Below are 24,168 nucleotides of genomic sequence, written 5' to 3'. Positions count from 1 at the left end.
TTAAATCACCTGCCTTTGGATCATTTCCTCGGCGATTTGGATTGCGTTCAAAGCTGCACCAATCCGAAGATTGTCAGAAACTAGCCAAAACCATCCAGCTTTGGAATTATTGGGGTCAATTCTGATTCGACCAACATGGATATAATCGGGATTATCTATAGTTCGCGGTGTCGGATAACCTTGCGTACCTTCACCGTCATAAACTGTCACTTCTGGAGCATGACGGAGCAATTCAACGATATGATTGCGATCTAAGTCGCGATCGCATTCAAAATAGACTGCTTCTGAATGGCAATTAATAACTGGCACTCGGACGCAAGTTGCAGAAACCTTCAAGTCAGGACGGTTGAGTATTTTCTGCGACTCCTGAAGCATTTTTTGCTCCTCCAGTGTGAAGTGGTTATCAAGAAGCACATCAATGCTGGGAATCAGATTGAAGGCCAAAGGCAGAGGAAAGCGCTCTGCTTTTGGTGGTTCTAGTGGAGTTTTGATGATTTGTAAACAACCGTTTTTGAGTTCCTCAATACCCGTGACACCTCGACCAGAAGCAGATTGATATGTACTGACAATCACCTGCTTGACGTGGTAACTTTCTTCAATCGGCTGTAGAAGGCGTACCAACGGAATTGTTGAGCAGTTGGGATTGGCGATGATTCCACTTTTAGGCCGCTCTACTAAAAGATGACGGTTTACCTGCGGTACAACAAGTGGTGTATCGGGATGCATCCGAAACGCATTTGTGTTGTCAATCACAATTGCGCCTTGCTCTACTGCCTTTCCTACCCATTCACGACTAATGGACGTTCCAGCAGCAAAGAAGGCAATGTCAACACCTGTAAAGTCAAAGTCCGCCAAATCGCAAACTTCATAATCGCGTCCACCCTGAGTTAAGCAACGACCGACTGAGCGCGATGAAGCGACTAAATGCAAATTTGAATACTTAAAAGAGCGCTCCTCAAACAGCGACAAGAAAGTAGTACCGACGATACCTGTCGCTCCGACAATCGCGATACTAGGATTTTTCTGAACAATTGGCATGGGCTTTCTCCCTAAAAACTTTGTAGTGGATAAGATTTTAAGTTCAACATCCACAGTTGTTGATTAGCTCACATCTTTGAAGCCAGGTTAGTTGGTAATAATGACCAGTTTAAGTTCACAGCAAGGCTGGCGAGTACGATGAGTGCAACGCCGATTCCCTGTATTGGCTCTAAGATATGCCCGTAGATGACGTAATCACTAAGCATCGCACTAGCCGGATTAGCAAAAGTAAGAACTGCGATCGCTGATGTTGTCAGCTTTTGGTAGGATGAATACATCAAAATGTATACAATACCAGTGTGAATTACACCTAACCCCAACAGGTAGTACCAGTGGTTGCCAAAAAGAGGAACTTTTTCAAGAGACGTGAATGGTAGAACCAAAAATATTCCCAGTGTCAAATGAATCAGGACGATGAGGTGGGGACGCACACCCTCAAGACACTTGACAAGGAGGGTAGTCAGAGCATAAAAGATAGCTGCAAGTAGAGCAAATAATATACCAATAATATAAGAACTGTGGAAGGACACCATAGTGAACCGCAGTTTAGTAACCAGCACTAATCCTAAAAATGCGATCGCAATCCAGCCAATTTTGTTTTTGGAAATAGTAGTCTTAAATATTAAGCTACCTAGTATAACCACAAAAAAAGGCTGAGTATGAAAGACTGTTGTCCCTAGTGCGATTGAGATTAGCGAGAAAGATTTGAAAATTAATGTCCAATTTAAAATCAGCGATACACCACTAAGTAGAGCCAGTGTTAGTAGTCGTAAGGTTAAATTATGTTGCTTAAAATATCCTTTAAAATAGCAAAATAAACTTAAGAAAATTGCTCCGAATATACAGCGATAAAATACAACATTAAAAATCGCTTGATGCGACTCTTTAAAAAACACGCCAACTGTTCCTGACACCAGCATAGCAACAGTCAGTTCAACAGTTCCAGTAGAAAAGTTTTCCTTTTTCATCTTTAAATAAGACTAAAAATATTCAACTTTTACTTGTACCCCCAAACCTGGAATAATCTAGCAAAGACTATAATACTTTCTTGGCTTTCAATAAATTGACCTAGCTCGGCTAAAAGAGAATCTATCTCCTTTTGTGAGGCAACTTTTTCGGAAATAATTGCTTCTTTAATATTAAACAGCGTTATTTGGGGAATTATTTTTTCTGAAAGTTTTGTAAATATTGGTTGTACTAAATTAACTTGAACATTTTTAAACCCTGACTCTCTCAAAATTTTAGGAATTTTAGCTCCCAGATCGACATTTCCACCTCTTCGGTCAATTACCTGGCGGTGTAGTTCAAGATATCTTGCAAAAGCTTGGGATTCTGGATGACAGTAATATCCAGAAAAGTCTGTTTCTTCAACTATAGCAACTCCCCCAGGCTTTAAAGCATGATACATTTTTGTAGTCACTATTCCGGGATTTGTTAAATGTGCTAGTAAAAACCGGGAATAAGTCAAATCGTATTGTGATTCTTCATCGAGATCAAAAGCATTTAATGCTCTAAATTGAATATTAGTAAATTTCTGTTGAAATTCTTCTTGAATCAACTGAATAATACTACTATCCATATCGATGCCAACAACTTTACCTTTTGCACCTATTAGTTTAGCTATCTCTATAGTTACATCACCACCTCCACATCCCACGTCTAGACAGTGCATTCCTTCGCCAATTCCAACGTTTTTTAAAAGATTTTGTGTAGTTTCTTGCACAACTTCTGCTAGTACTTTCAGACGATCTTTACCCTTTTGACCTCCGGAAATAACATAATTGCTTTTCATTTCGCTGTCCTCTCATTATGTTAACAATATTTAATATTTCGGATGATTAATCAAAAATTATTTAGAGTATTTAGATTGAAAATGCGAAGCCGTACATTTGAGTTTGATTAACATCATTCATTTGGCGTGTATCAAGTTGGGTAAAGCCAAATTGATTATAGAGACGATGACCTTGGGTAAATTGAGTAAAAGACCATAGTTCTATATGAGTTTTTCCCTGTAATTGTGCCCAGTCAACCGCAGTTTTAAGTAATTGGTAGCCTAAACCAAGACCTCGAAAATCCCGTTTAAGATAAAGCCTGACGATTTCAGCTTCTGAAGATTTGATTATTTTTACACCTACAGTCCCAATAATTTCTTCTTGCACTAATAGAACAAAGAAAGCAGCAGATTTTTGATTGTATTTTTGCTCAAAATCTAAAATATCTGGGATTTCTTGAGAAACATCAAATACAAGACCATGCTCAATATAAACCTCACGCATAATATTGATTATGCTAGGAACATCATTATGAGTGGCTAAACGAATTTTGGAATTAATAGTTGGTTTTGTTGACATAGATAGTTATATAGGACTCGTATTTGATTGCGTGCAAAAACTCAGTACACATTCCTTCTTCTTTATTCCTTCTTCCCTGTTCCCTGTTCCCTATTCCCTATTCCCTCCCTACGCAAATAATTTCTCCGAATCAAAGCGGATTCCTATAAGACCTTTTGACTGAGCAACTTGAGGTTAAGAAAAGCTTCGAGTCCTTCAGTTCCGCCTTCATATCCATAGCCACTGTCTTTAATACCTCCCACTGGTGCATTAGGAGGTACTCCACTCAGTTGATTGATGCCGACATTACCTACTTCTAAAGCCTTAGCGGCAGCCTCTGCTACTACAGGCGAACTAGTAAATACGTAAGCTGCAAGTCCATAAGGATTATTATTTGCTCGATGAATTACTTCATCAAAATCAGCAAAAGGTGCGATGGAGATGATCGGGCCGAATGGTTCCTCATTCATAATGGCTGCATCGTCTGCAACTTCAGTCAGTACTGTAGGCAAAAAGAAATATCCTGGTCTTGGCAGCCTTTTTCCTCCAGTTACCACACACCCGCCTTTAGCTGCTGCATCAGCAACTAAGCGTTCCATTGCTGCAATTCGACGGGGGTTTGCCATTGGTCCCATATCAGTGTTCTCGTCCATCCCATCACCGACTCGAATATTTTGTACAAGTTCTGTAAACCGTTTGAGGAATGGTTCATAGAGAGTTTCATGCACATAAATTCGGCTAGGTGCATTGCAACTTTGACCAGAGCCTTTAAACTTGTAAGCAGCGATCGCTTCAGCAGCAGTATCAACATCTGCATCTGCAAAGACGATCGCTGGTGCATGACCGCCAAGTTCCAGGGTACAGCGTACTAGATTATCTGTGGCTAGCTTTGCCAGTTGTTTGCCGACTACTGTCGAACCCGTGAAAGAAAGCTTCCTGATAATTGGCGAAGCAAGAAGATGTTTAGAAATCGCTGGTGGATCGCCAAAAACTAAATTGATTACGCCAGGTGGCAATCCGGCATCAATCAATGCCGTTGCGATCGCTACAGCTGAACTTGGTGTTTCTTCCGCAGCCTTGAGAATTATTGTGCAGCCAGCAGCAAGTGCAGGTGCTATTTTTCGCGCAGAAACAACTGCTGGATAGTTCCACGGCGTGAAGGCAGCGACAACACCAATTGGTTCAGGTACGATCAACCTGTGATAGTCTGTCACAGGAAAATTACGGTACTCTAAAATTTGTTCTGCTTCTTTGGCGTTCCAAGCAATGGTTTCGGCTGCTCGGATAAATTCTTGGCGGGATTCGCTTAGTGGCTTACCTTGTTCGCAGGTAAGCAAGAGTGCGGCAGCATCAATGCGATCGTAGAGTAATGTCGCTGCTCGATCTAGTATCTTCACACGAGTACTTACTGGTGTATCACGCCAAGTTAAAAAACTTTTTTTGGCAGCAGCGAGTGCTCGGTCAAGATCGGTTTGACTTGCATAAGCTACCCGTCCTATTACCTGTTCGTTAGCTGGATTGATTAATTCCCCAAAGCGACGATCGCTGCCATTACACCAGTTGCCGTTAATTAACAAACCAAACTCTTGATTCATAAAAGAGTTTTATGGGTAGTAGTACCATTAGTTCGACAGAAGCGCAAACATACTTGCACATTTAGATTACAGTGCATTACCTTGTTGCTGAAAGCGTTGCTGGCTTGCCAACAAGTGCCTCTCCATTCCGACCCAGTACTTGGGTATCTGGGCAGATGAGGATCAGCGCATACTGAGTATAAGGTGTCAAACCGATTCCTAAATGGAACACCCCGTTACTGCCGCCATAAGTTTCGTTCATACCGAAATTCCCAGGTAGAAGTTCGTGAGCGGTATTAATGCCAAACCCCATTTCCCAAATAATCCGGTAACGGGAATCTAACATGAACATATTATTGAGCATATCAACTGCTGGTTGAGCTTCTGGATGAGATGCTCGTAACTCTGTAATCAGACCGTTGTTAACTGTAGCAATGACTGCGCGATCGCGCATACACTCAAGCCCTTTGTAAATTCGCGCCCGATCTTCAGGTAAAAAGGAAACTGTTCCTGAGTGGACTGTAGGCTGACCTTGCAATGCAATCTCACCGTTGACTGCTAATCTGAGGTTGGCGTTAAATCGCATAATGTCATCAGGTAGGGCGCTGAGTTCTCCTCCTGGGGCAATTTGCTGCTCTCCCCATTCGATAAATCCTGCCTGCTGGTTCCATTCATAGCTCTCATCTAGGTGTTCAAAGATTGCTTTAGTACCTTGAGCTTCGTTGATAATTTCCAGATACTCACTATTCCTTCCCAAATCAAAAAAGCGTTCTGCAAAGGCTTCTAGTTTTTCCGGATCGGTGCGCTCCATGATTCCCAAAAAATGCTGAATCGCTAATAATGGCGTTGGTGTGGAATTGCAAGGCATGACAACTAGTTTGCGCTGTCCCAGCTTTTCGGGTGCAGGAGACTCAAAGAAGTATTGGGGAGAAATCACAAGAACATGGGCTGGCTCAGGAATACTCTCGTCAAACAACTCTTCAAGCGATCGCTCTGCATCATAAGGCACAATTTTTGTAGAAGTATAGCCGCTATCTTCTACAATTTGGAACTGGTTTACTAAAGAGGAGTTGGTAACAAGGCAGAAATGACTATCTTCGCTAGCTCCAAATTGACGAAGGCGTTGTGGACGGATGAGTATAGTTTCCATTTTGATAATATCCGTAAATAGAAAATGTTGATTCTTTACAGAACTTTCTTAAAAACAACCTAAAATACTATGTTTCGTGGTTGTTACTATATCTGCGCTCAAATTAACAAGTGTATATGAACGTCGAGTGATTCTGAAAAATTATTACTTCATCATCTACAATTTTTTTGCTATAAAAAAATATTATTTGAATAAATAGGAGGGATTTACCCCTCCTATTTATTAGGCTGTTATCCAATTAAATTACATCTTGTAGAACTCAGATTTATTAAACATTCCGAATTCTTGAGGTTTATTAAAAACCTCTTGCAAATGCAACTTAAATGCTAACTGGCTAATCCAAAAAGATTAGCCTAACAATGTGCCAAGGTAACGACCGTTCTTGTTTACTTTCTTCATGGTTATGACTCCATTCTGGTTAACGTTTGTTGTTGAGGGCTATTTAAAAACCCGGAAATACAAATTGAGCAGTAGTTAGCTAATCCAAAAAGATTAACCTAACAATGTGCCAAGGTAACGACCGTTCTTGTTTACTTTCTTCATGGTTATGACTCCATTCTGGTTAATGTTTATCTGCTTGTACAAGCTAAATTGAACATACAACTATTTTCTGAAAAATACAAGCTATAAACAAATATTTTTTTAACTTTTAAAAATTGCCTAACAATTTAATTTCAAACAATACAAATAGAACGATTTTTAAACAACGTCAATAATGATTAATACGCTGCTTTATATCGTCTAAGCAATGAATAAAATATATGTTTTTTTCAGAAACTAGTAGTTCGCCAAGGAAACTTGGCTCTTTTAAGGGGAATGGCACTAAGAAAAGGCGAAAGGCTTGTGTCACCTCGTTCCCAGTCTGAAGACTGGGAATGTATTCCAAGAGGCTCTGCCTCTGGTCAAGCCACTGGAGGCGGAGCTTCCGAGAATGAGTTAAGAGTCTCCAGGCTCTTAACCAGTTAGGGCAAAGCCTATAGCTTTACAAGCGTGCCATTCCTTTTAAGGGCAAGGGGGAAAGGGACTCATATGTTTACTTCTTTAATCTTTAACATGAACCCCTTTTCCCAGCCCTCAACTAACAATTTTGGGTTGGCAGACTACTAGTTAAAAAGTTCGTTTTTTTTCACCAATTACTTCCTTAAGAAAATACAAACAATTGCTAAATATTCGCCTTTTTCTCTGAATCAAAGAGCTTTACTGAGCTAATGCAGATATATAACAGTTATTGCTCGCTACAGCGGTAAGCATTCTATTTTGATTAAGAACGTTGCTGATTGTGCAAACTGAAAGTCCGCATTACAAACCAATGCTCATCAATTATCTGTGCGGTATATACTGCACTAAGACTTGAATAAAGGTGCGTGTAAGAGCAAGTCCAAGTTTAAAACATGGATACCTCTGATTTAGATCGACTAATTAAGACTGAGAATTCTGTTCTTCAATCGAAACGACTGGTGTCCAAGCTCGTAAACGTCGTTCTTGTCGCGATCGCATAGTCTCTCCATCGTAGTCCATAGTTACTGAATCTTGAGAGACTAACTGAGCGCAATCTAGGACATTGACATTGATGGTGGCAAAGGACTGCTGTGTTTCATTCTGTATGAGAGCGGCAACATAAACGCCGCAGCAACCGCAAATTAGGAAGTCGGCTGTGTGCATACCAAAGCGATAACGAATGACTTGCTCAGGATTGATAATCTGAATTTGCAAGTATCCATTGGGATCTGAGGTACTACGTGTGCCGTGTTTCCGACAGAAGGAACAAGCGCACGTCCGGACAGCTAATCGGTTTGGAGTCTGTGTGCTGTTAAATATAAGTTTGAGGTTGCCACAGTGACATCCGCCTCGAAGCGGAAAGTGTTGACTATCCATCTAACTTTCATCCCTATACTTGCTATCAGCAGCCTGCAACCTTCAACGGACGTAACTCGCCCCGTTGACATCAATGGTAGCGCCTGTCACATGACGTGCCAAATCTGATGCTAGAAAAATTACGACGTTAGCAATATCCTGTGGCATTGCCATTTCTCCTAGTGGTGTCTGGGAGATAGCAGCTGACTCACCATAGCTATCGAAGTACTCGGCGTTGAGTTCTGTACGGACAAATCCAGGAGCGATCGCATAAACTAGGATATTCTTATCGGCAAATCCACGAGCAATTGTACGAGACAGAGCAAGCATTCCTCCTTTCGATGCTGCGTAGTGCGTATAGTCAGGCAAGTCACCTCGGAATCCTGCTCTGCTGGCAATGTTAATAATCTTTCCACCACCTTGCTGTTTAAAGTGATGGATAGCCTCACGACACAGGGATGCCGGAGCAACTAGGTTAATATTGAGTGTACGTATCCAAGAAGTATGCCAGTCCTCAAAATCACCTTCGATAAGTGCTTTTTCATACACTCCTGCATTGTTCACAAGTACATCAATGCCATCTCGCCAGTCAGTTGCACGCTCCCATAGATATGGTACAGCCGTGACATCAGCCAGATCGCAAACAACTACGTGACAGCGCTCAGAGCCTAAATCAGCTTGTAAAACATCAAGTTGTTCTGTAAGTACATCGTTAACTACTACATAACCACCGGCAGCTACAACAGCGCGTGCAGATGCCTCGCCTATACCACGAGCCGCTCCTGTAATGAGTACTACTTTTCCTGTGAGGTCAATCATAGTTACCCTCCCCAAAATCTAGACAACATAGCAAGCTTTGTCAAAATAATTCGTAATACCGCTCTCTATGAGACGCTCTTGCTAGCTTGGTTCTTTGCAAAAGTACGCGGACTCGCTATCGCGACGCTAACGTAATTTGTAGTTGCAAGACGCTCGCGGACTCGCTCTAAGCGAAGCCATGCCGTTGGCGCAGCCTCTCGTAGAGAAGGCTTTACGCTGCGCTATCAGTGGGGCTGCTGAACCCTCCACTGTCTTGTTGACCACTAAATTTTTGATGAACGTGTTGGCTTTGTAGCCTTTTAATTACGAATTACGAATTACGAATTAGTAATTTGGCTCATCTAGTAACAGCGCTAGTGAGTTCTGGAGTACCGAGAAGTAGCTTTTTATCCTTTCCATATACCCGAATACCGGGACAAATCAAATCGAGATGGTACTGTGTGTAAGGTGTCAGACCAAGCCCAAAGTGCAGCGCTCCACTAGTACCACCATAAACTTCGTTCATAGCATAATTACCCCAAAGCAAGTCGAGTGAGGTATTGATCGCAAAGCCTAACTCCCAAATAGTTAAATACCGGGAATCAACAGCACCCATTGCTTTAAGCATCTCTGCTGCTGGTTCAACATCCGGGTGAGTGGGATGCAAATCCGTTACAACACCTTGCTCTACCTTGGCAATCAGCGCGTGATGCTTTATATGTCGCAGCTGATTGAAAATGCGTGTTTGATCCTCTCGTAAGAAAGACGGTTCACCACTATGTAAAATCGGTAGTCCTCGAAATGCAATCTCACCATTGATTGCAAGGTAAAGATTGGGATTAAACTCCCAAATATCGGCAGGTAAGACACTAATTTCTCCTGATGGCGCGATTTGTTGTTCACCCCACTCTAGAGGCCCAGCCTGCAAATTCCATTCGTATTTGTCGTTAAGATGGTCGAAGATTGCGCGAGTACCGTACTCTTCATCTACAATTTCTAAGCGATCGCTTTTTTGTCCTAACTCAAAGAAACGGTCAGCAAACTCTGCCTGAGCATACGGATCGGTTCGTTCGATGACACCAAGAAAATGCTTCACAGCTTCTAATGGTGTTGGTGTGGAATTGGAAGCCATCGCGATCAGCTTGCGCTTGTCCCCCAATACCTCTGGATTGGGAGAACGGAAGAAACAGTTTGGTGAAACTACAAAAATATGCGATTTTTCCGGGATTTCGTTTTGTAGTATTGTTTCAAATGACCCTTCCTGGTCATAAGTAACTGTTCGATAGTCTGTATAAGCACCACTTTTCTCAATCAAGAATCGATCGACAATATCAGTGTTAGTCACCAAGTAAAAAATACAATCCTCTGACGGGCCAAACTGTCGGTAAGAACCAGGTCTAATGGTAATAAGCTCCATAAATCACCCCTTTTTTTTTAACAACGGTTATAGTTTCTTGTCCAACGACTGTAATATGCGATGTTTTGCTAAGTCTGTTGATATGTGAAGAATGCAAAGTAGCCGATCTGCTGGAGTCAGATTGTTTTGGAAATAGTGTCCTACGTCAGCTTTCTTTGTTGTTGGTAGCGAGGGATAAAAATCTCTCGGTACACTAGCATTTTTAATCACGCCAGTATGCAAACAAAACTCCAGATCGGGACAAATACTCTTTGCAATCAGACAAGCTATCTCGTTTATCTCTGGCTCTGGCATTTCACCCTCAATCCGAGGATACAATTGAACACCGTCAAAACGTGAGAACACCCGCATTGCCGAGAAAACAGCAGGATGACAGGTTTTTAGAGCAACGATTGATGGGAATCCAAAATGTCCTTGACTCACCTTGTAAAGGTGAAATCCCCACATATGTTTGAGCAGATGTGTTTTCTGATAACGCTCTGCAATCATCTGTATTTTGATGTGCAGAAAGGGTAATGAGTCTGTTTCTACCCAACTGGATGCCAATACAGCGATTAGGTCATTCGATATCGCCTCGACTGCAACAATTAAGTAATCACATTCTTCAAACCAGTTTCGCTTCGCCTCAAAATACTGTTCAATCTTTAAGGTTGGCATTGCTTGGGTCAATCCCTGCACAATCCATTCCTTTATTGCTGGTTGAATAAGTTGTTTTGGAGTGGCGTAGTGAAGGATATAACGGTCAAATAATCGCGAATCAAGCCAGTTTTTTTGCAAAAGTTGCATATTTGCAGGATGATTGAATGAGCTTTGTCCCCGCGTCAGTCCTAATGATAAGTATTCAATCGGACTTGATATTAGAATTAAAGGGAGAAGATACTTGCCTCAAACTACACAAGAATCATCCTTAAATCTTCTGCAACAAAACGTTGCATAGATCAAGACACCTGCGCTAGCACACTCATATCAAGGGATTTTCCAAGGATTAGATCGTCAGTTTGACCTACGATCAACTCCTGATGGAGTTCCATAAAGTATGCAACGTAAAGACGACCGACATTACGTATATGTTCGAGGACTTTCTCCTCATCTTCAGGAGTCTTGATTAAAGATACAAGGACATCCCACACGAAATCGTCATGGTCATCTTTGAGATCGAGGTTCACATGTCCTCTAGCTCCGATAATTTTGTCTTTGCCCAGAATCTTCGCCAAATTGTCTAACCATTGCGGCTGGGTCTTTACAGTTGTATATTCGACAAAGTAAACGCTTGAAATCAAGGCCAGTGGACTATCTTTGTATTCAATGTCAAACAGCAAATATCCCATAAGCAGCTTCGTTGAGAGCAATGACTCTTGCGAGTAAATCGCATCCTTCGATACACCTACAGCCTCAAGATCCCTGACGAAGAACTCGGTGTCGTGAAGCATCTCCTCCTCAGTATATTTCGCCCATGCTTTGGCTTGAACTGGGTCATGCTTAGTGAAGTATCGGATAGCTAGTGCATCTACTGTACGTTTTAGCCGTAGCCGAAGAATAGTTTCAATGTTGTGCCGCTTGTAGTAATCCATATTGATTTGCGAACCGTTCAACATATGTTGAGAAAACGGAACTTCTTTATAGAACTTCACAATCATCGAGTCTAGGAGTGCGTTTACACGGGATCTGAGTTCCGGTTTTTTAGGCTGACCAATAGGCTTTTTCATTTTTTGTACAATTGATTTATTTTCAATGGTTTCAGAACTTTGGGAAAGTGCAGAATCAGAAACTAGGAATCGAGAAGGTTGGTATTTGAGAAAAGTTTTTCTCGCTGTCTCTAGGATTACCCATTCTTCTAATCCCTTATCATCTAGGGGTTTTAGCTTAAGTTAGTGCATTCGATTGGCACTGAAGTTGTGGTTAGTAGAATATCTTGCTAGTGGTTAAATACCAACTTATCTGGTATTAAATCCTATACCAATCCGATTGGAGAAAATGTAATCCAAGATACACTTTTTGATTTATCTCCTGAATCCCTATTGAGTCAATAGGTTTTTTAAATCCTATGCATTAGTCACATATATGAATGGCACTAAGATAAACCCAAAGTCTTGTGTTGCCTCGTTCCCAGCCTCCAGGCTGGGATTCTATTACGAGAGGGCTGCTGCCTCTGGTCAAGCCACTGGAGGCAGAGCCTCCCAGGATCGGTTCCTAGCCTCCAGGCTAGGAACCAGTCAAGACAGGGGCTGTGTCTTAACAAGCGTGCCATTCGTCACATAGATAAGTGTAAAAATGTTATCGACGAGTAGATTCGGTTGTTTATAAAGATGCTGCTTGCGAATTTTCCGAGCAAGAACGGCTACCACACACTAGACATGAAGGATCGTGGTAAGAATGTCGTTTGGCAAATTCCATTCGCATCAAATCGATTGTCAGCAGTTGTGACAATAGAGGTTCACTAAACTTAGTAATCAGCTTTATTACCTCTAATGCACTAAGACAAGCTAGTGTCCCAGAAACAGCACCGATAACCGAGAACCCACGCCGATCCCAATCCGGCTTTTCTGGAAACAAGCATGATAGACAAGGAGTGACACCAGGAATAATCGTCGTCAGGTAAGCTTCCATTCCATCCATTGCAGCTTCCACCATTGGTTTTTGCCAGCGCACGCAAGCTTGGTTGAGCAAGTTTCGCTCTGTGAAATTGTGGGCGCAATCAACAGCTATATCAGCGGATTGCACTAAAGAGTCTACATTCTCCTTTGTAACGTAATCATGAACTGCTTCTACTTGAATATCAGGATTAATAGCTTGCAGAGTTTCTCTGGCTTTGAATACTCTTGGCTTACCTACCCAATCATTTGTCATCAGAACCTGACGATTCAGATCGTCTAGCCGTAAGTCACCACCCCGAACTAGAATTAGTCGCCCAACACCTGCTACTGCCAAATAAAGCGCTGATGTACCGCCTAATCCCCCTACACCTGTAACCAAAACCGTTGCAGACTTCAAACGCTTTTGTCCTGCTTCTCCAAAATTAGGAAGCATCATTTGGCGGTGATAGCGTTCTAACTCACTGGGTGTTAAGTTCATCGCTTTTTACCTCTTTATCAGTCGTAAAATCTACCACCTAGTTGGTAGCAAGTATTGTAATTGTCTATACATTTTTCTAATTTTATACCTGTTAAGTTGGTATTTTTTCTAGGCATCATTAAGGGAGCTGTGTGCAATACTCTTTATCTTAAGTTGAATGCCCAATGAAATAAGCCCCACAGCAAAGCGTGGGGCCTTTGAAGTATTATTACTTTTTGATGGGATATAAAGCATTGGCTGATGCAGGAATCAGTACGGCATCTATAACTGCTGCCTTAAGGTTGGGATTTATCCTTCTTCATAGTGTGCTTATTTGACAGATGCAAGATAAGTTTTCGGTGCAAGTTCATCTTTTTTGAGGTCTTCGTACTCCAATTAGATCGTTCCATCGGGTATCCTTCTCCTGTCACAGACGCTACGCATAGCTTGCTTTCACGTATCGCTAAAGCGAAAGCTCCGCTAACGCGTAGCGTCCCGTAGGCAAGTGGTACAGGATCTTGCTACATTTCAGAACAATATTTGGGGAAAAATTCATATTTCCTTCTGCAACGGCAGTCTCCACAATTCAGGAAGGCATTCTATTGACAAGTCGCCAAAGCCACCTAGCAGACTGTCTCCCTGTTGTAACGACTGCCGTTTTTTTAATGCAAAATTATCTAGAATCGGAATGTACTACGAACAACTCCTGTATAGATAGTGTCATTATTGCTGTTCTGCTCTGGGTTAAATATCACAATCAAGCCTGGTGTAATTGAGATATTGTTATTCACTTGGTAGCGATATAGTCCTTCTAAATGGAAAGATGTATCGCTATCTTCACGAAGATTACTAGTAGCAGTAAGAACAGCAGGGCCAAAGTCATTACTCGTCACCTTGGGTGGTTGACCAAAGATTAAACCTCCCAAGTTACCCTTTTTGCCTAAATCAGGGAAAGCTAAAGTGACCGCCCAGTTCCAGATGTCTGCCTTATCGCCTTTATTAACATTTGCACCAGAACTAACCTCTGCGATCGCTTGACTATACCCAACCCAACCAGAAAGTACCAATTTGGGGTTGAAACGATAGCTAGTTTCTATCCCATAATGATTGGCTGAAGTGGCAATACCAGCACCAAATGGGGTATTAGCGAAAGCGCTACCATAAGCTCCCGAAACGGAAACATCATTATTACTACCAGTAAAGTAAGAGTGTGCATAGCTCAAAGCAAGAGTTAAGTTTTGGTTGGGCTGGAATGCTAATTGAGCTAAAGCACCATAACTACCATCAAATAGCCCTGCACCAGCACTAGGATCGTTAGCTCTTCTAGCAAGATAACCCCCAGATAAAGTAATCGCGTCGCTCAATTTAAAGATGGCGCTGACACCTGAACCTGTATTACTAGCAGAACCCGTATTACTGGCACGGTAAATAGGGGAGAATCGACCAAACCGCGAAAGAGATCCAATCGGAGTTGAGGACAACAAAGGGTTAACAGTGTTGAAGTTGTCGTAGAACTCCCCACCAATAGCATCAACAATGACATTGATTTTGTCACCTACCGGGAAGCGATAATATAATTTGCCCAGTACAATGGTGTTGTCGTTGTTCCCGTCCCACGATACACGGGTCATGTTTGTACCAGTGACTGCCCCACTAAAGGCTGTGGTGTTGTTCGCTTCTAAACGGGTAAACAACTGGTCTTTACCAGTGAAACTACTAATTAAATTCAAGCGGATGCGATCGCTGAAAATCGCGTTGTCCTGAAGCCTTCGTCCACCCGATGCTGTATACTCGTTAGCTCTTGCAGCCTCTCTAGCTGTACCCTCTGGAGCTGCTTCGATTCTTCTCCAGCGATCGGAGTCTAGCGCTCTATCCCCACCAAACACACTCCCAACAGAGAAAATTATTTCTGCATTTAACTTGGTAGTAGTTGAAAATTGTTGATTTTCCAGGTTTGCATTACGAGCTTCCAACCCATCTATCCGTCCCCGTATTTCAACTAGCCCGTCAGCGAATTCTTCTTGCAATTTTCGCAAGGTTTCTAAGTCTTCTTTTGTGACTAAATCTGCTGTGCTAGTAGCAATCAATTCATTAACCCGATTCAGACAAGCGTTAAGACCTGCGGCAAACTCATAACGAGTCATTGCCCGATTTCCTTGGAAGCTGCCATTAGGATATCCAGCTATACAACCGTAGCGCTCAACTAAAGATTGTAAAGCCTGGAATGCCCAATCTGTAGGTTGTACATCAGATAGTTGAGAGACTGAAGTAACCTGACTCATGACTGAGTTTGGATTTTTGCTGCTGCGATCGTTGAACTGCTGGCTCTGGTCAGATAAAGTAACGCCGATAGGTGCAGTCAAAACAGCTTGATTATCTGTTTGAGCAACCACACCTTCTTTTGCCGGAGACTGAGTAGTCTGCATATCTGCTGGAATAGCTGATGCACCTTGAGCATTAACCAGACTAACTACTAATAAGATTGGAGCAATCAACAATGAATTATGTAAAAAACCAGACATTAACCTCACACCTCAAATACTATTAGACCAACTTGATTTCTGAAATAGTTGGTACTAAAAAACACCCGATGCATTATTATTACCAGATTTTCAGATTTTTACCATATAAGTTGGTAAAAAGCTGACAAAATTTTAGTCAGTATCGGCACAGTTATTGATAACAGTCAATTCTAAGTGGTAATCTGTGATTTTTTACCAGTTTTTTTGGTTACTAGGTCGTTAGATTGGTAAATTATGAATTGATTAAGAAAAAATGCTTGAGAGACTGCAAATGAATAACAAACGAATCCTAACTTTTGTCAGTTGGGTATTTATCTCGTTTTTACTAATCGTTGGCTGTAGTCAAACAATTACACCTAAGTTATCCTCAACTACTAGCCCAGCAGCCCAAACAGCAAATTTGACGATATCAGCAGCTGCTAGCCTCAGAGATGCAATGAACGAAATCAAACCTCTCTACAGTAAGGAAAAACCAAATGTTACTCTGAGCTACAACTTTGGTTAATCAGGCGCTTTGCAACAACAGATTGAACAGGGTGCTGGAGTTGACGTTTTTATCTCAGCTGCAACTAAACAGATAGATGCTTTACAGCAAAAAGGTTTATTAGTTGATGGAACTCGCAAAAACTTGCTGAAAAATCAGGTGGTGTTGATAGTACCCCAAAATTCTACAGTTGTGGCTGATTTCAAAGACTTAACTTCACCACGGATTAAGAAAATTGCTCTAGGCGAACCCAAAAGTGTCCCTGCTGGACAATACGCTCAACAAATCTTAACTTCATTAAAAATTCTTGACACCGTTAAAAGCAAAGCCGTCTATGCTAAAGACGTTCGTCAAGCACTCAATTACGTAGAATCAGGTAATGCTGATGCTGGAGTCGTCTACCTTTCAGATGCTAAAAGTACGCCAAAAGTCAAAATTGTAGCAACTGCATCTGAAAAAACCCATTCTCCCGTCGTCTATCCGATCGCGATTCTCAAAAGCAGTAAAAATGTCGATGCTGCTAAGGATTTTGTGCAATTTTTATCAAGCAATGAAGCCAAAACTGTGTTTGAAAAACAGGGATTTACGGTAGCTGGTAGTTAACATCAGAGAAATTTTGACAAGGCTGGTTGAGGATTTAACGCACTACTCAAACCAGCCTTAATAAGCACAGTTTTAGCACCAATCAGAAACTGTTAACCATAAGTTTTATTTCTTGAATAAATCGATTAAGTGCTTTCTGTGCTGCTTTGTAAGCTGAAGCTTGCCGTCCTAGCTTCAATTCAAGTAAAATGCGATCGCGTACAAAAAAATGGTAACGATCGATTTCACCAAATGCTACGTTAACCTTTATGATGACGATAGCAACAAGCAAAAATCGTACCTGTTAAGTTAATGAAATGGATCTTAACAACTGCTCTGATTTTGAGCAGCACTACTCAATATTCCGCACAAGTAATAGATCAAACTAAACAACCACCTACTAATAAACAGCCTGCACAACCAGTTAAAACACCTGCTTCACCTCAACAACCTACTTCTCGACCAGTTTTTATTTTGCCAAAAGCACCTGCTCCATTAAGTCCTGTATCTGGGCGTAGAACAGGAATGGGTAGTCGAGATAATTGTCCTGCGGTTTCAACCCCGCTCACTGCCTTAGTACCATTTCAAGAGGAACAAAAGGTTGGCAAACAGACAAACAAATCAATTATCGGGACTGTAGAAGGACTAACCACTTTAGAACGGCCTACGTTTTGGTTTTACATTCCCTACACTAAGAATTTGTCTAATTCAAGTGCTGAATTTAGCTTACAGGATAGCGCCGAAAATGATATTTACAGAAATGCGATCGCCCTACCTTCAAAGCCAAGTATCATTGGGATTTCTCTTTCTAGTACTGCTTCATTAGAAGTAGATAAGACATATCGCTGGTATTTCAAAGTACGTTGTAACCAAGAGACAGCAAGCATTCCTGTATATGTAGAAGGGGACATTAAAAGAATCAATTTAGATGAGCGTGTTGTGCAACAATTAAAAGCCGCAAATGAGCCTCGACAAAAAATTATAATTTATGCTGAAAAAGGAATTTGGTTTGACGCTTTAAATATGCTAGCACAACTACGAATTTCTAATTTTAATGATGCATCTACTGAAAAAGATTGGCAAAGTTTATTGCAATCAATCAATTTAGATAATATCGCTATGATGCCCTTAATAAAGTTACCAACCCGCTAATCATTTCAGATCCAGTAAAGTATCTATAAACCCAGATTTTTACAACCAATTACCAACTATAACGTAGGGTGCCCAGTACATCGGACGGTGATATTCAGGAGTTTCAAGTAATTTTAATTGAGCAAAGCGTAAAGCTTTTGCCGTAGTTTTACCACTCACTAACTGGCGGTAAAATTCCTCAATAAATAAAGCTGTAGAGTTATCGCCAATTTGCCATAAAGAAGCTAAAGTACTCCGCGCACCAGCACGAAGAGCAACTCCTGCTAATCCCAATGCAGCTCGGTTATCTCCTGCTGCTGTTTCGCAAGCGCTCAAAACAAGTAATTCAACTGGTTTTGTTAGTTTTTGCTCTCTACTTTTGAGCAAACTATCTAATTCACTCACATTGATACGTCCATCAGCTGCTAGGATAAAAGTGTCTTTGGCTTTAGAGCTAAATTGTCCGTGAGTTGCCAAGTGAACAACTTTAAAAGGTTGAGCGTTGATGGTTTTCCCTAAATTTGCACTGGTAAAATTTTTATCCAATAATGTAGTTGTCGATACCCCTGATTCCTGAATTAATTTCAGTTCAACTTTAACGTAGGGAAGCGGTGCAAACTTTTCATTTTTGGGTGGTTGCGATAGTCCTCCAGCAAGAGCATTTAATGTTTTCTGTCCTAGAGGTTTGGGAGCAAATAGTTGCAGTCCGGGGCTAATAACTACAGAGTATTTTTGGGCTAAATACTCTCTGCCATCATACAATGCAGACATCGGTATATTTCGCAATAACCCATCTGGAATAAAGACTAGAGTATTAACTTTACTATTTTTAAGCTCTGTTTCAACTGGTTTAATTAACCAGTTATAAAGTTGTTGAGAAACTGCTTGAAATTGCAGATTAGCATCAGGTTCGACTATTGTCTTTCGTATTTTTGTAATAACTTGCTCTACTTGCTTACGGTTAACTTGAGAAGTTTTATGAATCAACGGTTGCTTGGGAAGTTTGATAATAATCTCTAAAGAATTATCTAGGATAATCGGGTAGAAAATAGCAGTATTCGGGTTGTCGCGGTCTACTACTTTGTCTAAAACCACAAATTGGTTACTTAAGCAAGCTTCTCGAAAAAAATTGTCGAGTTCTGCAAGTTGCAAAGCTTCTATTCGCTGACGTGCTTTATCTAAATCTGGTTTTCCTTGTCCTTTCTCTTGTAAAATCAACTCTACAGACTGCCGATAAAGAGGTTCTATGCGATCGCGAAAATTGAACTGTACCTCTCGATTAACCGCAACTAAATCGCTGCGAAGAGACTGAAGAGTTGTGACAGCAGCATCATAAGCAGATATGGCGGTTTCGATATTTCCCTGTGCTTTGAGCAAACGTCCTAACTGCCACTCAAGGCGATAAGCTATATCTGAGGCATCGATTTTTTCAGCCAGAAATAACGCTTGCTGGGTCAAATCCTGTGCTTCTTGCAATTGTTGGTTCTGTTCGTAAACTTCTCCCAAGCTGCCCAGTGCATAGGATTCGGCACGTTCATCGCCGATGATTTTGGCTTGCTGAACGCTAGTTGCCAGAATCTCTGCAATGTCTTTTTTATTACCAATTGTGGTTAAAGTCTGAGCAAAATTGATCCGTGCATAAATACCAGCTTGATTGGTAGGCAGATTCGGGAGTTGAGATTGAATTGTGGGTATTAATGACTTTGCTTCAGTGATGCGTTCGTTTTCAACCAGCAAACTCAGCTGATTAATCAGGGCTTGAACTTTGGCTAGAGAGTTTGGTGCAATTTTGGCAGCATTTTCATAATGAGCGATCGCATCTTTAATGTTACTTAACGACCTAGCAGTATTACCAAGGCTAAATTCCGTCAAACTAATTTCTAGAGGCAGTTGCAGACGTTGAGCGATTTCTAAACTTTGTTGTAAGTTTTTCTGGGATAACTCTAGTTCGCCTAATTGTTGTAAGACATTGCCAAGCGATCGCAAAGCTGTTACTTTTACAAGAGAATCAGGTTGAGCTTGTAACTGTTTGGATACTTCCTCTAATATATTCAAGCTACGGCGGTAAAACCCAGCAACTCGTAGAGCTTGCGCTTGGTTAATCCGGCTGCGCGTTACTCCAGCAGTATCACCTAATTTCTTCCAGATTTGCTCTGCTTGTTGTGATGTTTTTACAGATGCATCAGTTTGTCCCTGTGCTAGTTGCAATTCGCCCTGAATATTTAGAGTTTGTGCCAGAATTTCTAACAATTCAGATTTGGGATTATTGGCATTTAACTTTTGATTTATTTCATCCCAGCCAAGCAAATTTAAGCTATTGCCAATAGTTGCATAAGCTTCTTTCCAGGAGCCGAGTTGCTGGTATACAAGACAGAGGTTAGTCAGCGCTGCGGCTTGTGCGAGGTTATTGCTTTCTCGTTGATAGGTACGGACAGCTTGTTGTAAAACATTTACCGCTTCGGTCAAGCGTCCAGCTTGATAAAGCGCTTCTCCTTGCTCAAGAAGTTGCTGTGGTATTGTAGCTGGAGGTTTATTGGTTTGGATGTGAAACCCGTTTGGTGAGTTTGTCTGGATTTGTTTAGCGAATGTGCTAGGGATAATAGTCAGGAAAACAGCAAGGGTAAATAGGACTACGGGAGTTACCGCAAATCTAATTACTCGCTTTGGCAGCTGAAATTTTGCCATATTTCACACCTCCCTGAGATACCGGACAGGAAGCAGGTGTTTGCCAAGGGCTGTGGGGGTTGAGTTGAGGAACTTGTGCTACTAATTCTATGTTTCCCTTGCGATCGATTACCCAGCCAGAAGCTTCCACAATTGGAATTGTCGCAGCAATAGAAGTAGTTGAAACTGCTGTTGATTTTGGCACAGGCTTTGTGTTTGCCAAGTTTTCTGATTTTGGTCTTAATTTCACCCACCCAGACACAGTACTTGAATCTTGTAATGGTTCAGTAGGACTCATGGGTAGTCCGCCGCGTCCTGTTGCCACAAATGTGTTTTGGAATTGCCGAGTTCCTGGCGTGCAGGCGGTGGAAATTTGCCTAGAAGCATCAACTAGATTAATTGGGAGTTCAACTAAGCCGCGAGTAGGGTTAATATCAGGTGTAATGATTTCTACATTACCGCTCAAGCTGCGAGTTTGCCCTGTAGCGGTGATATCGCTTGTTTGTAGCTGACGCGGGTCTAAATCTTTAGGACGTAATCTCTCAAGTTCTTGTCGACTGAGAGGTGCGATACCAAAGATACCTTTAGTATTGATTGTGACATTCCCCCCACGAAATTTAGCAGAATTAGCGCTGATGTCGCTATTTTCAAAGCCAACCAAGACATCGGCATCAATATTGATGTTGCCGCCGATAACCTTTATTCGTCTGGCGTTGGTTCTGATGTTGCTATTGCCAGTCATGATTAAATCTTTTGAGTTAATGTTAATTGTCGCCTCTTCCCTATTTCGGTCAACTTTGGGGCTACCTGTATCGGCGATGAGTAAGCCGTGGTTTAAACGGATAGAGCGTGCATATAATGTCATCTTACCTGCGGTTCCTGTTATGGAACTCCGCACGCTTACTCTTGCATCTTGTACTAGTAAGGTATGGGTTGTGACTGTCAAATTACCCGCATCTCCTATTGAGTTTTGGCTGGCTCGTGTAAACAAGCCACCATTCCGCTTATCAGCACTTCTACCAATCAGTTGTACATCTTGGGCATCAACTCTCAAATTTCCCCCGTTACCCGCACCGGAAGTACCAGTATTTACTTGTGCCTCATCTCGCACTAGTAAGGTATTAGTTTTGACCGTCAAATCACCCGCATCTCCTGTTGAGTTTGCTCGTGCAAACAAGCCACTACGAAACCGATTGTCAGCGCTTGTACCAATCAGTTGCACATCTTGGGCATTAACGCTCAAATTTCCCCCCTTGCCTGCACCGAAAGTAGCAGTATTTATCCATGCCCCATCTCGCACTAGTAAGGTATGGGTTGTGACTGTCAAATCACCCGCATTTCCTGTTGAGTTTGCTTGTGCAAACAAGCCACTACGAAACCGATCGTTAGCGCTTGTACCAATCAGTTGCACATCTTGAGCATCAACCTTCAAATTTCCTCCCTTACCCGCACTAGATGTACTAGTAATTACCTGTGCCCCATCTCGCACTAGCAAGGTATTAGTTTTAATCGTTAAATTACCTGCGTCCTCTAATGAGTTTCGCTGTGCAGAAGTACCCAAGGAACTGGGAAGCAGATTATTAGAACTTCTACCAATTAGTTGTACATCTTGGGCATCAACCCTCAAATTTCCTCCCTTACCCGCACCAAATGTAGCAGTATTTACCTGTGCTCCATCTCGCACTAGCAAGGTATTAGTTTTAATCGTCACATCACCCGCGTCCCCTGTTAAGTTTGGCTGTGCGCCAGCACTCAAGCCACTGGGATACTTATTATCGGCGGTTGTACCAATCAGTTGCACGTCTTGAGCATTAACGCTCAAATTTCCTCCCTTACCCGCACCAAGTGTAATAGTGCTTACCTGTGCCCCATCTCGCACTAGCAAGGTATTAGTTTTAATCGTTAAATTACCTGCGTCCCCTGTTGAGTTTGGCTGTGCGCCAGCAAACAAGCCACTGGGATACTCACCATCGGCACTTGTACCAATCAGTTGCACATCTTGGGCATCAATGCTCAAATTTCCTCCCTTACCCGCACCAGATGTAATAGTACTTACCTCTACCCCATCTCGCACTAGCAAGGTATTAGTTTTAATCGTTAAATTACCTGCGTCCCCTGTTGAGTTTGGCTGTGCGCCAGCAAACAAGCCACCGGCTTTACCATCAGCGCTTGTACCAATCAGTTGCACATCTTGGGCATCAATGCTCAAATTTCCTGCCTTACCCGCACCAGATGTAATAGTACTTACCTGTGCCCCATCTCGCACTATCAAGGTATTAGTTTTAATCTTTAAATTACCTGCATCCCCTATTGAGTTTGGCTGTGCGCCAGCAAACAAGCTACTGGCAGATTGATCGTCAGCGCTTCTACCAATCAGTTGCACATCTTGAGCATCAACGCTCAAATTTCCTCCTTTACCCGCACCAGATGTAATAGTACTTATCTGTGCTCCAGCATCAACTTGTAACGTGCTAGCACTGATATTGACATCGCCTCCCTGTCCATTTGCTTGCGATCGCACCTCATTACCAATTACACTCCCATTGTTAAGGTTTATTGCAACCGTGGCATTAACCGAAATATTTCCTGCCTGACTATTATTAGAACCTAATCTACTGTCTATGCCTGCAAACAGTTGACTCTCTCCCGTCATCTCTAAATTCCGGGCATTAATCGCGATACTACCACCATTGCCAGCAAATACATTTACTTGCGCGCCATCGCTAAGGAAAACATCGCTTCTTTCTACACTATTGGGAAAACTCAAACGACTATTATCATCTCCATTCAACCCAACTGTACCGGCACTAGCTAACCCACCCAACTCGACGAGTCCACCAAAAGCATTCAATCTTCCACCATCCATGTTCACATTACCGCCTACTAGCAGCAAACTTCGACCATCTGGGACACGTAGACCAAATGCATTCTCGTTACCAGGAGTAGATCCTGCTGGCGCAGTTGAACTATTTTGAATCGGTGCAGCCGCAATTTGATTAAATAATAAGGCATTTGGATTTACTGTTAACAAGGGTGAAGGTGCTTCTGGATTTGAGGCGCTGAAAAATCCCAAATTGCTAAACCCAATGGCGTTGGCTGTTGTGGCGATAAAGGAACCGCCGATATTCAAACTAGCATTTTTACCAAAAATAATCCCATTCGGATTGAGCAGGAATAAGTTTGCTTTACCGTTAGCACGAATTAAGCCATCTATATTAGAAATTGACTTACCTGTTACTCGTGTCAGGATGTTCTGAATATCGGGTGAATTATTGAACCAAGCAGTACTGTCATTGGGAACAGAGAACTCCTCAAAGCTGTGGAACAGATTAGCACCTCGTGTGGTTCCACCTTCAATCATCCTGGTATTGCCCTCTAATTTCACATTGGAATTATTTGGCAGAGTGCTGTCTGGAGTGATTTGGGCAACTGAGATATTTGCATATAAGGTAACTGCACTGACAATGGCAACTCCTAGACCTTGTAACCAGTTTGGCGCAGTTTTAAAAGACATTGCACTCTCCTATAGAAAAGGAAATTTAGGTTGTCAGCCGCAATCTTGAGTAGAAGTGT

General features: G+C 41.9%; 19 protein-coding genes. 3 read left to right on the top strand and 16 right to left on the bottom strand.

Translation table 11 applies throughout. The features are described from left to right. The 13 genes from NSTC731_RS33080 to NSTC731_RS33020 all read right to left on the bottom strand — a co-directional run bounded on the left by NSTC731_RS33080 (nt 1) and on the right by NSTC731_RS33020 (nt 15,734). Nucleotides 1–1,038 carry an aspartate-semialdehyde dehydrogenase gene (locus NSTC731_RS33080; RefSeq protein WP_445628648.1) on the bottom strand — a complete coding sequence of 346 codons (1,038 nt, stop codon included), beginning with the start codon at nt 1,036–1,038 and terminating at the stop codon, nt 1–3. Between the two features lie 68 nt (nt 1,039–1,106). Beyond that, nucleotides 1,107–2,006, bottom strand: a complete 900-nt coding sequence (locus NSTC731_RS33075; protein WP_445628647.1) for a DMT family transporter — start codon at nt 2,004–2,006, stop codon at nt 1,107–1,109. Nucleotides 2,007–2,035: 29 nt separating this feature from the next. Beyond that, nucleotides 2,036–2,830 carry a methyltransferase domain-containing protein gene (locus tag NSTC731_RS33070; protein ID WP_445628646.1) on the bottom strand — a complete coding sequence of 265 codons (795 nt, stop codon included), beginning with the start codon at nt 2,828–2,830 and terminating at the stop codon, nt 2,036–2,038. Nucleotides 2,831–2,900: 70 nt separating this feature from the next. Further along, entirely contained in the window at nt 2,901–3,389 is a 489-nt protein-coding gene (locus NSTC731_RS33065; protein WP_445628645.1) for a GNAT family N-acetyltransferase, read from the bottom strand. A gap of 143 nt (nt 3,390–3,532) precedes the next feature. After that, nucleotides 3,533–4,963 carry an NAD-dependent succinate-semialdehyde dehydrogenase gene (locus NSTC731_RS33060; RefSeq protein WP_445628644.1) on the bottom strand — a complete coding sequence of 477 codons (1,431 nt, stop codon included), beginning with the start codon at nt 4,961–4,963 and terminating at the stop codon, nt 3,533–3,535. A 76-nt stretch (nt 4,964–5,039) separates the two neighbouring features. Further along, complete coding sequence (locus NSTC731_RS33055) at nt 5,040–6,092, bottom strand: hypothetical protein (RefSeq protein WP_445628643.1); 1,053 nt, start codon at nt 6,090–6,092, stop codon at nt 5,040–5,042. A 1,419-nt stretch (nt 6,093–7,511) separates the two neighbouring features. Further along, nucleotides 7,512–7,967 carry a hypothetical protein gene (locus NSTC731_RS33050; protein WP_445628642.1) on the bottom strand — a complete coding sequence of 152 codons (456 nt, stop codon included), beginning with the start codon at nt 7,965–7,967 and terminating at the stop codon, nt 7,512–7,514. 42 nt (nt 7,968–8,009) lie between these two features. Further along, entirely contained in the window at nt 8,010–8,765 is a 756-nt protein-coding gene (locus NSTC731_RS33045) for an SDR family NAD(P)-dependent oxidoreductase (RefSeq protein WP_445628641.1), read from the bottom strand. A 337-nt stretch (nt 8,766–9,102) separates the two neighbouring features. Then, complete coding sequence (locus NSTC731_RS33040; protein WP_445628640.1) at nt 9,103–10,161, bottom strand: hypothetical protein; 1,059 nt, start codon at nt 10,159–10,161, stop codon at nt 9,103–9,105. 27 nt (nt 10,162–10,188) lie between these two features. Next, a complete protein-coding gene (locus NSTC731_RS33035) occupies nt 10,189–10,947 on the bottom strand; it encodes a hypothetical protein (RefSeq protein WP_445628639.1) in 759 nt (252 codons plus the stop codon). A gap of 152 nt (nt 10,948–11,099) precedes the next feature. Then, nucleotides 11,100–11,867: a hypothetical protein gene (locus NSTC731_RS33030; RefSeq protein ID WP_445628638.1), complete on the bottom strand. Its 768-nt coding sequence runs from the start codon at nt 11,865–11,867 to the stop codon at nt 11,100–11,102. Nucleotides 11,868–12,459: 592 nt separating this feature from the next. Next, nucleotides 12,460–13,233, bottom strand: a complete 774-nt coding sequence (locus tag NSTC731_RS33025) for a HesA/MoeB/ThiF family protein (RefSeq protein ID WP_445628637.1) — start codon at nt 13,231–13,233, stop codon at nt 12,460–12,462. Nucleotides 13,234–13,889: 656 nt separating this feature from the next. After that, on the bottom strand, nt 13,890–15,734 hold the full coding sequence (locus tag NSTC731_RS33020) for an iron uptake porin (RefSeq protein ID WP_445628636.1): 1,845 nt from the start codon (nt 15,732–15,734) through the stop codon (nt 13,890–13,892). Between the two features lie 271 nt (nt 15,735–16,005). Here NSTC731_RS33020 and NSTC731_RS33015 point away from each other — a divergent pair, with 271 nt between their 5' ends. Then, a complete protein-coding gene (locus NSTC731_RS33015) occupies nt 16,006–16,239 on the top strand; it encodes a molybdate ABC transporter substrate-binding protein (RefSeq protein ID WP_445628635.1) in 234 nt (77 codons plus the stop codon). Between the two features lie 9 nt (nt 16,240–16,248). Beyond that, complete coding sequence (modA, locus tag NSTC731_RS33010) at nt 16,249–16,821, top strand: molybdate ABC transporter substrate-binding protein (RefSeq protein ID WP_445628634.1); 573 nt, start codon at nt 16,249–16,251, stop codon at nt 16,819–16,821. 82 nt (nt 16,822–16,903) lie between these two features. On the opposite strand, the gene NSTC731_RS33005 is transcribed toward modA, so the two are convergent. Continuing rightward, nucleotides 16,904–17,092 carry a hypothetical protein gene (locus NSTC731_RS33005; protein WP_445628633.1) on the bottom strand — a complete coding sequence of 63 codons (189 nt, stop codon included), beginning with the start codon at nt 17,090–17,092 and terminating at the stop codon, nt 16,904–16,906. A gap of 20 nt (nt 17,093–17,112) precedes the next feature. Here NSTC731_RS33005 and NSTC731_RS33000 point away from each other — a divergent pair, with 20 nt between their 5' ends. Then, on the top strand, nt 17,113–17,952 hold the full coding sequence (locus NSTC731_RS33000; RefSeq protein ID WP_445628632.1) for a DUF928 domain-containing protein: 840 nt from the start codon (nt 17,113–17,115) through the stop codon (nt 17,950–17,952). A gap of 39 nt (nt 17,953–17,991) precedes the next feature. Here the strand turns inward: NSTC731_RS33000 and NSTC731_RS32995 are convergent, their stop codons facing one another. Both NSTC731_RS32995 and NSTC731_RS32990 read right to left on the bottom strand, forming a co-directional pair. Continuing rightward, nucleotides 17,992–20,616: a CHAT domain-containing protein gene (locus NSTC731_RS32995; RefSeq protein ID WP_445628631.1), complete on the bottom strand. Its 2,625-nt coding sequence runs from the start codon at nt 20,614–20,616 to the stop codon at nt 17,992–17,994. Beyond that, nucleotides 20,582–24,109 (bottom strand): two-partner secretion domain-containing protein, encoded by a 3,528-nt coding sequence (locus NSTC731_RS32990; protein ID WP_445628630.1) that lies wholly within the window; start codon nt 24,107–24,109, stop codon nt 20,582–20,584. The genes NSTC731_RS32995 and NSTC731_RS32990 overlap by 35 nt, the downstream gene beginning before the upstream one ends. Nucleotides 24,110–24,168 lie beyond the last annotated feature (59 nt).

The sequence above is a fragment of the Nostoc sp. DSM 114167 genome, assembly GCF_052692655.1.
The sequence above is the reverse complement of the archived record's forward strand: the minus strand, read 5'-3'. Positions and strand labels throughout refer to the sequence as shown.